This is a genomic window from Sutcliffiella sp. NC1 (genome assembly GCF_027594365.1).
In the GTDB taxonomy this organism is placed as follows: domain Bacteria; phylum Bacillota; class Bacilli; order Bacillales; family Bacillaceae_I; genus Sutcliffiella; species Sutcliffiella cohnii.
The window spans coordinates 2535062-2550647 of record NZ_CP115153.1 but is presented as its reverse complement, the minus strand read 5'-3'; the positions used below and the strand labels follow the sequence as shown (position 1 = coordinate 2550647).

Below are 15586 nucleotides of genomic sequence, written 5' to 3'. Positions count from 1 at the left end.
TTTTTATCTATTTTTCACAAGCAGATTTACGGCTTCTCTTACTAGTTCTTCAGTATTCTTTTCACCACTTTGCTCTGCATAACGTACACAATCCACTAAATTAGAACTAACCACAACCCCAATTGTACGATCAATGGCTGTTCTTGCTGCAGATAACTGGGTGATGACTTCTTTGCAGTCCTTATTTTCTTCCATCATTCTTAAAATTCCTCTTAACTGTCCTTCAACCCGTTTTACTCTATTTTTAATTTGATCATTATAATCCATGTCCTTACCTCCCTTTAACCATTCGTTTCTATTTTTAAAAAGTTTTCCTTAAAGGGTAATTTGTTATGATCAGCTATTCTATATCCGACGACCCGAAAACCCCTTTGTCTTAAAAAGTGAATTCCAATAATTTTTTCGAGTATGCCTGATACAACTACATGTTTGGAATTTCATTAAAGTTTCTCTTAAGATAGGCAGTTGGAATATTGATTGTTCCTTTGTCGATAAAAGGAACAACATTAACAAGTACTATATTATACCCATATGGGTATAATGTCAACTAGATTAAATAATAGAGTGGGTAGATCAATACATATTGAAAGTGGTTGATAAATGCCGTCTACTGAGGAATAGGTGTTTCCTTTTCAAAGAAAATAAAATAGCATCGATATTCGAGGCTTATTTTATTATTTTTTATATAGAACTATTGTTACTAATTTAAATACTACTATTTATACAACTAATTAGCCGATCTTCAATATCCTGAGCAAATTGTTTCATCTTTTCATCATTCAGAAGACTAATGAGTGCTGTTGGTTTGGGCATCCCAATTTTCGTTTTTCCATGGTTGTCATCATAAACAACTATTTTACAAGGCAAGAAGTATCCAGCCATTTCGTTTTCATTTAACACTCTCTGTGCTTCATGTGGGTTGCATACTTCGAGCACTTTAAACTCTTTATGGAATTCTAGACCCTTTTCCTGGAACTTTTTCTTAAGATCAAAACTCCATAAAACACCAAATTTTTCTTCTTTTAAGCTTTCCTCCAGACTTTTAATTGCTTTTTCCATATTTTTATCTGTAACAGCCGTATAATCAAACATAATTATCTTCCTCCCTGAGTCTATTTCATATCAATTGAAATAACTTAATCGCTCGTTTCAAAGAAATAACATTTAGAATTGCTAAAATTAATTTGCTTTTAGAATTCTCTTACATTCACCAAATGCTTTTTTTCATATCAGGTATTTTATTTATAACAAATGTCATGATTACTTTGTTTGCACTATGGTCTTTTAGCTGTATGTTTTCCAAATCACTTTAGATATATTAAATAATTTGGCGTTTTTCCTGATCTGATCTTTCCTTTAATAACTCCAACATCTTAGGTTCAATATCAACAGCATAAACAGTTGGTAGGCTATTGACAGTTTCGTGCAATCAAGTGAAAATAATATTTATAATTTACTTTACCATAAATACCTTATAGCCTTTAAAGCGTTCCTCATTAATTTGGGCCGATTGCGGAACAAACTAACATTCAATTCTGCTAATCAACAGCTTCTTCTTTTTTATTAACTTTGAACTCTCTAACAGATTCTAGCAAGCTATCAGATTTCCTTTCTCCGAGGTTTTCAAGAAAGTCAATAAATTCTCCTTCGCCATTTTCATCGCCAAAATCGTCCATTAAGTCATTAAGTTCCCATTCAATAGTCTGTAACTCTAGGGTTGAACAGGTGTTTAGGAAGTCCATCGTATCATACATATCATTACGAAGTTTCGTATAAATCTCCCACGAGTCTTCTTCCCACCATCTTGAATCTCTTCGGTTCATCATCCAGCGAATTTTATCAATAACTAGCATTAAGGTCACTCCTTCACCTTGTTAAATGCATACTTTTTTCCCTTGCTACAGGCACCTCAAACGGAAGATTAGGAGGTTTACGGTTTAGATCAATGCGGTATTTGCCGAATCGATTGACGTGAGCTGTAACATAGGGGCTTAAATAGGAAATCAGCTCTTCATCATAATCATTTCCGTCTTGCATGTAGTCATGGAGAATACGAGATAAAGAGAACACATTATAAAAGATAAGACAATTGGCCACTAGGTGGTTATATTTAATGACCTTACGCTGTTTTTCCCTGTCATTCTCAGCGATAATCCCTTCGCCACCAAAGAATAGCCACTTGGTAAACCCATTAAAAGCTTCACTTTTATTGGTAGCTGCTTGAATCGTTCCTCTCAGTTCCTCGTCAGCCATATATTTTAATAAAAACATCGTTCGTATCACTCTTCCAAGCTCGCGAAACGCCTGATACAGCTTATTCTTTTTGCTGTATGTACCTAGTTTATTAAGAATGGTAGATGGGGTAATTTTACCTGACTGGATCGACATAGCAACTCTAATCATATCCGGATAATGAGTCTCAATGAGCTCCCAATCGATTTCTCCTGAAAAAAGATCATCAATATGCTCATATACCTCTTCTTTACAAGGACGAAATAATTTTAAATCTTTCCAATTACGAATTCTGGGCATTAACTGAATACCTAGTAAAGAAGAAAGCCCAAAGACCGTTGTACTCTGTCCTTGAGTATCTGAATGGAGAATTTCAGGTCGAATTTCGGCTTTATCATTCATCAAAATATCTAAAATATGAATCCCTTCCCATACTCCGCAAGGAATAAAATTGCTGAATAAAGCAATATAGGTATCCGAAACATGATAATAGCCAATTCCGCCATATCCTCCATAGCGAATATGGTTTTCGGATAAAAGATTTTGCTCATATAAATCCCATTTGGTTCCATCGGCTGAAGCTCTCTTTCCATCACCCCAATATTTTGGAAGATCGAATTGGTTATAGGCATTAATAATATATTGAATCGCTTTGTCTAGGTTTTCTATAGTTACATGACGTTGATTAATCCAAGCTATTTGTTTTCTGTCTAGACTTCCTATTGATCGAGCTGCTTGAGTCGGTCCTAAATTACAACCATAGCAAAAGGCATTTGTAATATACCGTTCAACGGCATTGTCTAATTTCGCTTCATGTCCTGAAATGGGACCAAAAAAACGGGTCCAATTTAACCAGTATTCAGTATCGGCCAACATATCCAGTACATTGATTGGTTCTAAGTTTTCGGCTATATATCCTTCAAACTTCTTTAATTCAGTGGGGATTTTTTTCTTCTTTAACTTTCCAATCACAACTTCGCCATTTTCAATTCGTACCTGTTCATTGTGAGGAAAGGATTGATCTGTTTGGCTTGTAACTTGTTTAAAATCTTGCTGTGTCTTTCTAACGAAATCAGTTCCAGAAACAGGCAAATTTACATGCTTGCAAAAATCGGCTAAATTCTCCTCATAGTCTTTCCATGTAATAAGCTGCTTTCGGTAATCTGCATATTTTTCACTTCCTTCTATATATAAGTCTCCTGCTTTTAGCTCTAGCATAATTTGCGACAAGACGCATACTTCAAAGTGACGGCGATTGATTTCATCAGGCATTTTTTCCTTCTTCTTTTTAGGACTAAGCCATCGCCACCAGGAATCAGGAATCCAAGACAAGTCTAATAAAGATGTTATATCCCAGTCCTTTCGCAACTTTCCATTCTTTTCAATATGAACAATTGATATGTATTCCTTTTTCGTATATTGATGAGAGAGGAGAAAAGAAATCGCCTCTTCCAATGCTTTATCTTGTGTTGTTGAACGAAGTGGAATGGATTTAAGAATTTTAAATAATGTAGCTCGGTGGCTTTTATAGAATTGCCATAGGAATAGATAATAGTTGTCTCCACTAAGGGCTAAATGGTTTTCGCAATCTTGTAACACTTGCGCTTCTTGCTCTTGGAGTACCTTTTGCATCTCCTGAATTTTTTCTTCAGGGCTGCCTTCCGTTTGATAAGCAAGTAGTAATTCCTGGAGGGTTGATATTAACGAATCCGTACGTTTTTGTGTTTTTTCTTTATGATCCTTTAAACGTTGACGGCCTTTTTTATGAATGCTCATCATCCTTTTAATGAGCATTTCTCCAATATCATCTAATATTTTTGACAATTGCATTGATACAAAGGAAAGCGCAAGCGCATATCTTTTTTTAGACTCCATTTCCATCATACGAGAGGCACCTAACGTTTTGGCTTCAGCTGCCATTTGTTTTACTTTGATATAAGGAATATCTTCAAGGAAATCGGTCGGAATGTGCTGGTTTATTAACCAATTCCGACGTACAATTAAATTGTTGAGGTGTAATAAAGTAGCTCTTTTCGCGTCCTCCTTCAGTTCATTCCAAGGACTGTAAGCAGTGCCCTCGGGTACCTGAAAAAGGTGATCTATATTCTTTTTTTGTTCATCATTTAGTGCATGATCAATCTGATGATAGATGGCACGATATGATTTAGTTCGAACATCATTGGCTGCATCTTTTAAGGTATTATAGACAGGTAATTCGTATCGTTGACGGATTAATTCTTCAATGGCAGCATTAACTAGATCGGCCGGGTCATCCTTGTTAAATGCTAGTTTGCTCATTGTATCAATCAAAATTTGATGGGCCTCATGATCAAATGGCCGAAGCTGAAGGTAATCCCGAACAAAGCGAAAATGCCGTTTGGCAGTTCTTGTTTCACTATACGTTTTCCACTCTTCTTTCGCAGGCAAAGGCAAGTATGCTTTTTTCGCAATATGTCTGATAATGGCTTCTGGAACATCGACAATACGGATAAAAAATCCAAGCTTCTGTACGGTTTTGATTAAAACAAGTAAGGCTAATTCCTGCAAAGTGCCTTTAGACTTAACCTCTGCCCATTCTATTTCATTCATCACTGGGGTGTACACTTCTTCCAAATCTTTCTCGGTCAGATTACTCTTAAATCTGGGGTATATGGTATCCTGAATACTTGGCAAATCATATCCCACCTTTATCTGAATTTTTAGATTCCCTATTTTATAATAAATAAAAACCTATCGTTTTGATAGGTTCGGTTAAATTATCCATTATTTTCCATAGTGGCCCCTCAATGTGCGAATCGTTTCCGTACCCCTTATTGCACGTACAACAAATTTCACATTAGGTTTTATACTAACAACCTTTCTTTGGTTTCTCTCCATCGTTCTCCCACCCTAAATTAATATATCTGGTTTCAAAGGATTGAAGTTCAAAGTTCCCTTTTAAATTAGACCATAAAGACTCGTAAAGTTTTTCTGTATATGATTCAGTTGTATATCTAGTAATTTTTGATATATAAGATAATTCAAATGGTTCATTTTGTGCTAATACAAACAAATTAAAAATACCCATACGTCTTATCATTTGAGGTGAAACCGTATAATTAATATTAGCTATCGAACTGTATTTCCGAAACATTTTGTTAATTGCATCCCTTGTCATTGGACCCTTTTGTCCAATTAATAGTTTGTTACTTTGATAAATGGGTCTGACTTCTAAATAGTCTTTTATCATTTTAATAAGAGGCTCAGTTATGCTAATTTTTCTTATAGTAGACTGGGATTTTGCACCTTTTGAAATTTTAAATCGTATATAACCTTGTGACGGATTAGTAATTTCTATATCATCCAGTTCAATATTAATAAGTTCAGAAATCCTGCAACAAGTTCCGTATAATAAGTGAAATATAAGAATATCTCTCTTATTTCGCACTTCTAATAATGTTTGCCGCAGTCTATCTAAATCATTAAAACTCATCATTCTCATATTCCCGTTGTTTGTTTTAATCTTAATTATTTCATTTGGTTCAATCTTTAATGTGGATTCTCCAATATGATACAAAAATTTGTTATACCGAGTGACACTCTTAATTTTTCGCAAAACAGTATTTTCGCTATATTCGGAGTATAGAAATATTGTATATTCATTTAATACTTCTTCTGTTATTTTGGGGTCTAGTTTTTTACTCTTTAACCAGTCGTAAAACTGAGCAATGTCAAATACATAGCTCTTAATCGTATTTTTAGACAAGCCTTGTCTTTCTAATTCATTGATAAATTTTTCGATCATGCGTACGCCCACTCCATTTCTTTTATTTACCTTAATTTTACAAAATTCTACATAACTTGTATACATAATTTTTATTGAGTTTAATAAAAAAGATGGGTATCCTTGCTAACCCATCTGTCTATCTATACTAATACTATTTATTGAACTCCATCTTCCAACTAAAATATTCGTTATCAGGATTTTTCTCATAACGTAAATTAGCATCAAACTTATTGCCTTTTTTACTCGTTAGTCCTTTAACCAAAACGACTCCATTTTTTAAAAGGCTTTTTACCATTGTTTTTGTTGGTTTCTTTTTCATTGAAGCTAAATATTTATCATTCTTCCAAATGACAAATTTACAGCCATTTTTCCAGTTGCTACATCCAAAGCCTTTCTGACCTTCAATAATTCCATGCCCGCAAAGAGGACATTTTCCAAGAACCTCAATGGTTTTCTTTTCGTTTGATACTTCATTAATAATGATGTCTTTTTCATTTTTAATTGTTTTAACAGCATTTGTTGTAAAATCAAAAATTAAATTCAAGAAACTTTCCTTAGTAAACTTTTGCTTTTCAATATCAGACAATGTTTTTTCCAATCTACCAGTGAATTGTAAATCAAACAAATCCTTTACTGGAAATGTTTCAACTAACTTTCTTCCTAGTTCCGTACAAATCAAGTTTTTATTTTGAGTAGCAATATAACCGACATCTTTTAGTTTTTTTATTGTTTCAGCTCTTGTAGCTGGTGTACCAATGCTATAACCACTTAAAATAGCAGCCATCATTTCTTCACTGTCTTCATCCTCTTTGTCTTTACCCTTGCCGCATGTTTCCATTACTCTTAATAATGTTTTTTCTGTATGGTATTTTGGTGGTTTCGTTACATGAGAAGTCAATTTGTGGTCTTCAATACTTACGACCTCATTTATATTAACTAAAGGTAGAATAGTATCCTTCGATTCGATTTTCTCAACCTTTTTCCATCCTTCAACTAATTGAACCTTCCCTTTAGATAAAAATTCTCCCTCTACATTATTTACAGTTGTTTTTAGAGTAGTCTCTTCATATTCCGCTATAGGCATAAATTGCATTAAGAACCTATTTTTCACAGCACTATATACAATCATTTCATCATTAGTCAATGCTTTAGGGATTAAATACGTTGGAATAATGGCACTGTGACTTTCAACCTTCTTATTATTAAACACCCTTTTTGTTCTTGTAAATCTCAGTTCACTTTCATAAGGCAGTCCTTTTTTTAGAGCATTTAAAACATTTTCTGCCCGTTCAACAAGACTCTCATCCAAAAAATTGCTAGAAGTCCGGGGATAGGTGATTAGTTTTTTCTCATACAATGATTGTGAAATCCGCAAAACTTTGTCCGAAGTCCAGCCCTGATATTTGTTCGTAATAAACCCTTGAAGATTGGATAAATTAAATAAATAAGGGGGATATTCATTTTTTTTCTCAACATTTTTTTCGGATACGGCGCCCTCTTTTCCAGACAAAAGGGAATCAATATCCATTAGAACTTGTTTATCTTTAAATTTATCCTCATTGTTAAGATAATAAATCCCTTCATATTCACTACCTGATCGGGTTGCAAATAATGCTTTTAGTTTAAAATAATCTTCTGGAACGAAATTTTCTATTTCTTTATCTCTGTCATAAATAATTTTTAAAGTTGGTAGCAAAACCCTTCCAATATTAAGCGCTTGTCCTTTACCCTTTTGATATTTTAATGTTGCCATAGAAGTAAGATTAATTCCTATTGTCCAGTCCGCCCATTGTCTACCTATACCTGCATCTCTTAAAGGCATCATCTCATCGTTGGGTATTATATTTTTTAGACCCTTTAGTATTTCATTCGGTGTCCACTCATTTAATAGTAATCGATAAACCTTTTTACCATGTTTTATCATATATAAGATCGTATCTCCAATAATTTGTCCCTCTCTATCATAGTCACACGCAGATATAAGATTAGTAACATCATTTCTTTTAATTAGACTATAAATGATTTTCAATTGTTTTTTTGCGCCTAAATCTTCTTTATCTCGATTTTTTTGATTTGATTTCACCTTATATCTAAATTTATCTGGAATGAAAGGAAAGTTTTCTGTTCTCCATTTTGCCATTTTCTCATCATAATCTTTTGCATCAAATAACTGTAAAAGGTGACCAAAAGCCCATGTGATAATATAATCGCTGCCCTCAAAATAACCATCCTGTCTACTTTTTATTTTAAGTGCATCTGCTATATTCTTAGCTACAGAAGGCTTCTCTGTTAGTATTAGTGTTTTGCCCATCTTGATGGTATTCTCCCTTCTTAACTTCGTTTAAAACATAATAACTACTAATCTTTAATTTTTGAACTCATAATTAATATTTTATATTTATAAAGTTTTTTCGGCTTGTCAATCTGAAGATTTATTTAGGGAATTTAGTGAAAGAACCAATAAAAAAGGATATATTAAAAATTAGAAGTTTTGATATAGAGGTTTTGAAAAAGTTGATGTGATTTTCTTCTTACTACAAGTTTAATCCTTATTATGAATAAATAGCTATTGCATAAAATTTAAATTGTCCCAAATAATCTAAATACCTGTAATTTCTTCTCCTTTTAAATACTAATTACTCCATTATGTCCACTTTCATTATGTCCACAACATATGGACATGCTACAAACGGCTATAATTCAGCTTTTCTCCTATTCTATCAATTATGTCCATATCCTTTTTTGTATATAATGCTCTCGGATACGTAATATACTTTTTTTCGTATAGTGATTGGGCTACTTTTAATACTTTTTCTGAAGTCCAGCCTTTATATTTTGAAGTAATGTAACCTTGTAAGTTGGATAAATTGAATAAGTATGGTGGGAATTCACGCTTTCTCTCCACCTTTTTTTCCATAATTGTAGCTTGTTTTTCATTAATAAACGATACAATTTGTTGCAACTCTTCCATTTTTGGAAATTTATCTTTGTTATCAATGGTATATATGCCTTCGTATTTCTGTCCACTTTCCGTTTCAAAAGTTGCCACTAATTTAAAATAATCTTCAGGCGTAAACTGCTCAATCTCTTTGTCACGATCATAAATTATTTTTAATGTTGGTAGTAATACACGGCCTATATTTAAAACCTTTCCAGACCCTTTTTGATATTTTAACGTTGCAACTGAAGTTAAGTTGATCCCTATAACCCAATCAGCCCATTGTCTTCCAATGCCAGCATCTCGTAATGAAGCCATTTCACTGTTTGGTCGTATTGATTGTAGACCTTTTAATACTTCTTCTTTTGTCCACTCATTAAGTAATAGACGATATACTGTTTTATTTATTTTTGTATTATAAATAATCGTGTCTCCAATAATTTGTCCTTCACGGTCATAGTCACATGCAGAAATAATGCCATTTACATCTGGTCGTTTCATTAGTCCATAAATAATCTTTAACTGTTTTTTAGCACCTAAATCTTCTTTACCTTTTTGTCTTGGGTTACTTTTAACTTTATATTGAAATTGCGAAGGTATAAACGGAAAATAATTCATGTTCCATTTCCCCATTTTAGCGTCATAATCTTTCGCATCATATAGCTGAAGGAGATGACCAAAAGCCCAAGTTATAATATAGTTTGAACCTTCGTAATACCCATCTTTTTTTCCTTTAATATTTAAGGCATCCGCTATATTTTTAGCTACAGACGGCTTTTCAGCTATTATTACTTTCATTGCTTTATTCCCCTTACATTTATATTTCTCTTTTATAACTTAGCGGTATGAAACATAATATAGTTTCTTGTCGGTTTCCTCTTTATTATAAAATAGAAACAAATGTTTGTCTAAAGGTAATGGATGTTGCTTTCTGGAATAATGGTTGTAACCGTAATAGTAGGTATATAATGGTTTTCTATTATTCCTACTATTATGTGGCCTTTAAAAAATATTGCAAACGAATGCTCTCTATCACTAAGTAAATTCACCACTTCTTGTTCAATTACTTGTAAGATTTGCTGTTTTGAAAAAGAATACAACGATAAGTTCGGTTTTAATCTTATAATAATTTCCTCGTTATTAACTGGAATTCTTAACATAATAATCCCCCCTAATCATTTATATGAACCGTTACCAAAAAGTATTAACGAGGACAATTTGACCTTAGGGGGACATTTATTGTATATTAAAATCGTCATCAAGTCTTCGATGGACAAGATGGCGAAATAAATATTTGCTCAACGTATTAGGAGGAAAAAACATGCAAAACGGTAAAGTAAAATGGTTTAACAACGAAAAAGGTTTCGGCTTCATCGAAGTTGAAGGTGGCGAAGATGTATTCGTACATTTCTCTGCTATTTCAGGAGATGGTTTTAAATCTCTAGAAGAAGGTCAAGAAGTTTCTTTTGAAATTGTAGAAGGAAATCGTGGACCTCAAGCTGCTAACGTAGTGAAATTGTAATTTCATGATTTAAATATAGCGGTTATATAGAAAAAAATGAAAGCCCTTCAAATTTAGTTTTGAAGGGCTTTTTCATCGATTAGGAAATTATAAAAATGGAAAGTTGTGGATAACTACTAACTTTGTGTTGCTACGTCTAGCTCCTTTGGAAAAGGCCCTCGAGACATAAGTCAGTCACTTCCGGTGGACAAAGAGCGTCCACCTGCAGCGCCGCACCTTTCTTGTCGGGCCAGAACGAGCCGCCTGCGCTTTTGTTCTCTTTATATTATAATGCTTTCCTTATGTCGCAAAAAAGATTTTTTAGATCTTTCCTTAGCGATTAAACGGATGTATAGAACTTATGCTCTTAACTAAACATAATTGTTAGGAGGAGGTTTTAACATGGCAAATGAAAATCATCAAATGCATACTGGTTATAACGATTTAATGCAAGTACAAGTGTCTATTGAAACAGCTGAAAAAATGGTAGGTTCTGCTACAATGAGTATGGATCCTGAAAGTCTAGATCATGCTGAACGTGCAATTGGAAACGCTCGTACCCTATTATCGGAAGCAAATCAAAATAGTACTGGGTTAGACACGAACTTCCTACAAAATGCAGAGCAATCGCTTTTAAGATGTGAACACCAATTGGAGGAAGCACGAAAATAAACAAACCGCCTTTTTAGGCGGTTTTTTGCATTCCTATTATTTAGATAACTGTTCGCCCAGTCTCTTTATTTCACTCCCAACTGTACATTCATTTATACAGAAAGATTGTGCGAACGTTTTACCACCTTCTTTTCGCAGCGTTTGTTTTACGAGACATTCGTGACAATACGTATCAAGTATTTCACCAACCTCCATTAAGATCTTTTTTCTGTTCATCTTCCGTTGTTCACCCCTACTAATTAATTTCCATATGGCTTTCAATAGGCGTACCTTGAAGAGCTTGTTCTGCCAGCCTATCTGCCTCAGTATTCTCTTTCCTACCTACAGCTTCGTAAAATGGTTTTATTCGTAAAGCTTTTAAACGCTCCTCTATTTTATCTAGCCATTTATTAAAAGATTCATCATAGCATGGCCATTCTCCTGAAAGTTGATTAATTACCACTTGTGAATCACCTTTAAACGTTACTTCACAGTTGGTAATTTCCAAAAGTTCCAGTTGTTGAACCAAAAAGTAAAAAGCTGCATATTCCGCTTCGTTGTTAGAATCTAGCTCTTCTAGCCTTGCGTTATATCTATTTCTAAATTGCTTTTTGTTCTGTTGATAGTATATAACAGCACCAACTCCTGATAAATGAGTTTCCAAATCAAACCCACCATCAAAATAAGCAACCACATCCGATATTTCAGTATCACTTTGTTTTAACCATTTGCTTAACTCTTTTTTAGTCCATGTTGAACCATTTTCGTCGTATAGTTCTATCTGTTTTACTCGTCCTGTTTTTTCTATATCTTCTAATAATAAAAGTGCGTGTTGTACAGTTAACTCTTCACTCTTAAATAAAGATTTTAGCTTTTTAGGGGTAGCATATGTCCATTCAATTGTTATTTTCATTGTAAACCCTCTCTAAATTTTTTCAATATATCTTTTTAAAAATGGAAAACCAATTTATAATTAAAACTTAATATGTATTCTTATCTTATCACAGCAAGTATGTAAATATGTTACAACAAGCTATACAATGTGAAAGTATCTTTGCTTTTTTTAAGCTAGATTCAATACTGTGAATCAGGAGTGAGGAAATATGATTGAAGTTTATATCGACGGTGCAAGTGCCGGTGACCCAGGACCATCTGGCGCTGGAATATTTATTAAAGGCCATGGAAAAGCAGAACAATACTCAATTCCACTAGGTATGATGTCAAACCATGAAGCAGAATATCATGCTTTAATTAAAGCGTTACAGCTTTGTGTTGAATATAACTATAAGGTTGTGTCGTTTCGAACGGACTCGCAAGCAGTTGATCGATCAATGGAAAAACAATTTGCTAAAGATGATCGTTACAGTTCTTTAGTAGAGGAAGCGTTAAGATTGGCAGACAAGTTAGATTTATTTTTTATTAAATGGATTCCTAGCAAACAAAATAAAGTTGCTGATCGATTAGCAAGAGCAGCAATCAAGTTAAACGAGGGAGTATAGGGAATAATGGGGAAAAAAATGACAGCAGATTTATCATTACTTTTTGTAGCATTTATATGGGGGGCAACTTTTGTATTAGTGCAAAATGCAATAGCATTTTTACCTCCTTTAGCTTTTAATGCAATCCGATTTTTTATGGCAGCAGTTGTACTATTAATACTATTAATTTTTTTACATAAACGAAATCGCATTGTTATACATAAGAAATTACTACTTTCTGGATTTCTTTTAGGTATTTGGCTATTTTTAGGATATGGTTTCCAAACTGTCGGGTTACTGTTTACGACGTCCTCTAAAGCAGGATTTATTACCGGTTTAAGTGTCGTATTAGTACCGATTATTTGCTTCATTTGGTTAAGACAAAAAATAAGACCGCAAGCTAGTTTAGGTGTTATTATCGCAACGGTTGGCTTATATTTTTTAACGTTATTAGACTATTCAACGCTTAATGTTGGAGATTTCTTTGTTTTACTTTGTGCGTTTTCATTTGCAGGGCATATCGTACTAACTTCTAAATATGCAAAAGACCATTCACCACTAATTTTAACTACTATACAGATTTTGACTGTATCTATACTTAGTTTGATTGCGTCACTTATTTTTGAGAAGCCTTGGACTATTAACTATTCGGTTGTACTAAAAGTAGAAGTAGTATTAGCTCTTTTAATTTGTGCGTTATTAGCAACAGCTTTAGCATTTTTTATACAAACGCATTTTCAACAACATACATCCCCAACGAGAGTTGCTCTTATTTTCGCAATGGAACCTGTATTCGCAGCTACTACAGCATACTTTTGGGCAGATGAAAGGTTATCGTTAATGGCAATAACTGGTTGTGTTTTTATCTTTTTAGGTATGATATTAGCAGAACTTCCTATCAGGAAGCGGATTGAGAAGATTGAAACATTTTAAATAAGTTACCTTTAATAACAAAAGAAGTAGCAGAACCATTTGCTCTGCTACTTTTACTAAATTATCGCTCTTATTTTTGCTAATTCATACGCTTCTTTTTTTGTTTGTATTTGTTCTGTTTTTATTTCTTCTAATAATGACACGAAAAAACTACCATCGAATTGTCTTTGTGCTTTTAACGTGAGTTCAATCGCTAAGTTAACTTGTACATCGTTACACCCTGTGTAATGTTTACCAAACTGAATAAATCCTAATGCATCTTCTTTAAATACAAAGCCTTTTGCGGTAAGGTTTTCAATATAATGTTCCGTGCTTATATTTCTCAAAATAACCATCCCTATCCCTTTTTGTTCCCTATATTAATTTTACCGCAAAATCCGACATTTGCCTATTTCTTTTTTGATAAAGCGTAACCTGCTGCCCCAATTAACATTCCTAATAAAGCTCCACCTACTACTTCTTCGGGTTGATGTCCGAGACGTTCTTTAATTCTTCTTTCATTTTGATCATATTCATGTCTATCAGGCTTATCTTGTAAACGTTCGACTTCTTCGTGAATATCATTGACAGCTAGAGAAAGTTCACCAGTTTGTCTCCTAACACCTTGTGCGTCATACATTACAATTAACCCAAATATACAAGAAAGCGCAAAGTCAATAGTAGATACTCCCCTTTTCATTGCAATAAAAGTAGCTAATGATGAAACGCCAGCAGAGTGTGAACTTGGCATACCACCCGTTTCAAAAAACATTTTTACATCCCATTCCCCTGTTTGTATAAACTTTATCGGAATTTTTAATGCTTGTGTCAACATCATAGCACTTATTGCAATTTTAATTGCTAAATTCACCATCATCACCTCTACCTTAGTTTTGTTTATCTCTCAAGATGTATTCATTTTTACAAACTGTAAATAAGCATATTTTTTAAATGGTGAGGTAATATAACATTGGAGGTGGTTAATAATGAGTAAAAACAAACAAAGTAATCGTGGTAAAGCCGCTCCAGGTGTGAATCCACAAGGTTACGGACAAGATTCTGGTTCTGTATCTCCTAAATCAAAATTAGAAGATCGAGCAAAAAGAAGTAACACTAAAATTTAAGCAGCTAATAAAAGAACAAATGCCCATATAGTCAATTAACAATAAAAGAACCCTACGTTTAAAAACGAAGGGTTCTTATTTATTCATTCTTTTGTTATCCCATTTAGCCTTATACTTAAATTTTTAAGTAAATCTGAAGGAATTATATTATTTTCGTCTATTTTTAATTGATCTTCATTCGAATTGGTTTCTTTTATAAGAGCCATTTCTTTATGAATTGCTTCCATTTTTCTGTCTAATGAATTCGCAGTATATGCGGCTGTTTTTAATTCGTTTACTAATGTTTCTGGAACTTTACCATTGTATTTATAGTATATTTTATGCTCTAAACTAGCCCAAAAGTCCATTGCAATTGTTCTAATTTGTACTTCCACACCAACATCCTCTACCCTATCCGACATAAATACAGGAATTTGCAATATTAAATGCAGACTTTTATAGCCATTTTCTTTAGGGTTTTTAATATAATCTTTAACGCTAACCACTTTAATATCTTGTTGTTTTTGTAGCATCTCCGCAATTTCATAAATGTCAGATAGGAATGAACATGTAATTCGAATTCCTGCAATATCTTTAATATTCTCTTTTATAGAAGAAAAGCTTATCTCTAGTCCTTTTTTGTTCAACTTTTTTAAAATGCTCTCAGGTGATTTTAATCTTGATTTTACATGTTCAATTGGGTTGTATTCATGCATATATTGAAATTCTTGTTTTAATATATCAATTTTTGTGTTCAATTCGTCCAAAGCAAATTTATAAGACATCATAAACCGAGTAAATTCGTCTTTCCAATATTTTAAATCGTTTTTTAAGTTTATAGCTTGTATAGCGTTCATTACAAAGTCTCCTTTAAGTAGCTTACAAGTGTATTTACATTTTTGTTTATCTGGAAATACAAGATGAACGTGTGGTCAATTGTGACTGACTAGTCATTCTGTATCCTTATTTTAATATGTTTATATTAATTTTTCAAGTTTTAACCGT

At 33.2% G+C, this 15586-nt stretch carries 17 protein-coding genes and 1 pseudogene; 5 read left to right on the top strand and 13 right to left on the bottom strand.

The features are described from left to right. Nucleotides 1-3 precede the first annotated feature (3 nt). From O1A01_RS13230 to O1A01_RS13195, 8 genes and pseudogenes are all read right to left on the bottom strand, one after another. On the bottom strand, nt 4-267 hold the full coding sequence (locus O1A01_RS13230) for a metal-sensitive transcriptional regulator (protein WP_066418419.1): 264 nt from the start codon (nt 265-267) through the stop codon (nt 4-6). A 438-nt stretch (nt 268-705) separates the two neighbouring features. Continuing rightward, nucleotides 706-1092 (bottom strand): DUF302 domain-containing protein, encoded by a 387-nt coding sequence (locus tag O1A01_RS13225; RefSeq protein ID WP_066418422.1) that lies wholly within the window; start codon nt 1090-1092, stop codon nt 706-708. Nucleotides 1093-1538: 446 nt separating this feature from the next. Continuing rightward, complete coding sequence (locus tag O1A01_RS13220) at nt 1539-1853, bottom strand: hypothetical protein (protein WP_066418426.1); 315 nt, start codon at nt 1851-1853, stop codon at nt 1539-1541. Between the two features lie 13 nt (nt 1854-1866). Then, entirely contained in the window at nt 1867-4905 is a 3039-nt protein-coding gene (locus O1A01_RS13215) for a Tn3 family transposase (protein WP_066418428.1), read from the bottom strand. Between the two features lie 175 nt (nt 4906-5080). Beyond that, nucleotides 5081-6016, bottom strand: a complete 936-nt coding sequence (locus O1A01_RS13210) for a tyrosine-type recombinase/integrase (protein WP_066418430.1) — start codon at nt 6014-6016, stop codon at nt 5081-5083. 133 nt (nt 6017-6149) lie between these two features. Then, the gene (locus O1A01_RS13205; RefSeq protein WP_066418433.1) at nt 6150-8309 is read right to left on the bottom strand and encodes a type IA DNA topoisomerase; all 2160 of its coding nucleotides are present in this window, start codon (nt 8307-8309) and stop codon (nt 6150-6152) included. Between the two features lie 390 nt (nt 8310-8699). Continuing rightward, nucleotides 8700-9734 (bottom strand): annotated as a pseudogene (locus O1A01_RS13200) (DNA topoisomerase); the annotation flags it as partial. A 110-nt stretch (nt 9735-9844) separates the two neighbouring features. Further along, entirely contained in the window at nt 9845-10096 is a 252-nt protein-coding gene (locus O1A01_RS13195; protein ID WP_066418435.1) for a hypothetical protein, read from the bottom strand. A gap of 161 nt (nt 10097-10257) precedes the next feature. Here O1A01_RS13195 and cspD point away from each other — a divergent pair, with 161 nt between their 5' ends. Together cspD and O1A01_RS13185 are read left to right on the top strand one after the other, a co-directional pair. After that, a complete protein-coding gene (gene cspD, locus O1A01_RS13190) occupies nt 10258-10458 on the top strand; it encodes a cold-shock protein CspD (RefSeq protein WP_066418441.1) in 201 nt (66 codons plus the stop codon). 402 nt (nt 10459-10860) lie between these two features. Further along, nucleotides 10861-11109: a DUF2564 family protein gene (locus O1A01_RS13185; RefSeq protein WP_174522361.1), complete on the top strand. Its 249-nt coding sequence runs from the start codon at nt 10861-10863 to the stop codon at nt 11107-11109. Nucleotides 11110-11145: 36 nt separating this feature from the next. On the opposite strand, the gene O1A01_RS13180 is transcribed toward O1A01_RS13185, so the two are convergent. Together O1A01_RS13180 and O1A01_RS13175 are read right to left on the bottom strand one after the other, a co-directional pair. Beyond that, nucleotides 11146-11325, bottom strand: a complete 180-nt coding sequence (locus O1A01_RS13180) for a zinc-finger domain-containing protein (RefSeq protein WP_066414158.1) — start codon at nt 11323-11325, stop codon at nt 11146-11148. Nucleotides 11326-11344: 19 nt separating this feature from the next. Then, the gene (locus O1A01_RS13175) at nt 11345-12001 is read right to left on the bottom strand and encodes a reverse transcriptase-like protein (RefSeq protein WP_066414161.1); all 657 of its coding nucleotides are present in this window, start codon (nt 11999-12001) and stop codon (nt 11345-11347) included. A 190-nt stretch (nt 12002-12191) separates the two neighbouring features. Between O1A01_RS13175 and O1A01_RS13170 the strand changes: the two genes are divergently transcribed. Both O1A01_RS13170 and O1A01_RS13165 read left to right on the top strand, forming a co-directional pair. Next, nucleotides 12192-12587, top strand: coding sequence for a reverse transcriptase-like protein (locus tag O1A01_RS13170; RefSeq protein ID WP_066414163.1), 396 nt, complete (start codon nt 12192-12194; stop codon nt 12585-12587). A 6-nt stretch (nt 12588-12593) separates the two neighbouring features. Beyond that, on the top strand, nt 12594-13499 hold the full coding sequence (locus tag O1A01_RS13165; RefSeq protein ID WP_066414166.1) for a DMT family transporter: 906 nt from the start codon (nt 12594-12596) through the stop codon (nt 13497-13499). A 56-nt stretch (nt 13500-13555) separates the two neighbouring features. Here O1A01_RS13165 and O1A01_RS13160 read toward each other — a convergent pair whose 3' ends face one another. Together O1A01_RS13160 and O1A01_RS13155 are read right to left on the bottom strand one after the other, a co-directional pair. After that, the gene (locus tag O1A01_RS13160; RefSeq protein WP_412766285.1) at nt 13556-13825 is read right to left on the bottom strand and encodes a DUF6123 family protein; all 270 of its coding nucleotides are present in this window, start codon (nt 13823-13825) and stop codon (nt 13556-13558) included. Nucleotides 13826-13887: 62 nt separating this feature from the next. Then, nucleotides 13888-14349 carry a divergent PAP2 family protein gene (locus O1A01_RS13155; RefSeq protein ID WP_066414310.1) on the bottom strand — a complete coding sequence of 154 codons (462 nt, stop codon included), beginning with the start codon at nt 14347-14349 and terminating at the stop codon, nt 13888-13890. Nucleotides 14350-14464: 115 nt separating this feature from the next. On the opposite strand from O1A01_RS13155, the gene sspL reads away from it, so the two are divergent. Continuing rightward, the gene (gene sspL, locus O1A01_RS13150; protein WP_066414170.1) at nt 14465-14602 is read left to right on the top strand and encodes a small, acid-soluble spore protein L; all 138 of its coding nucleotides are present in this window, start codon (nt 14465-14467) and stop codon (nt 14600-14602) included. Between the two features lie 83 nt (nt 14603-14685). On the opposite strand, the gene O1A01_RS13145 is transcribed toward sspL, so the two are convergent. Beyond that, a complete protein-coding gene (locus O1A01_RS13145; protein ID WP_066414172.1) occupies nt 14686-15438 on the bottom strand; it encodes a GTP pyrophosphokinase in 753 nt (250 codons plus the stop codon). Nucleotides 15439-15586 lie beyond the last annotated feature (148 nt).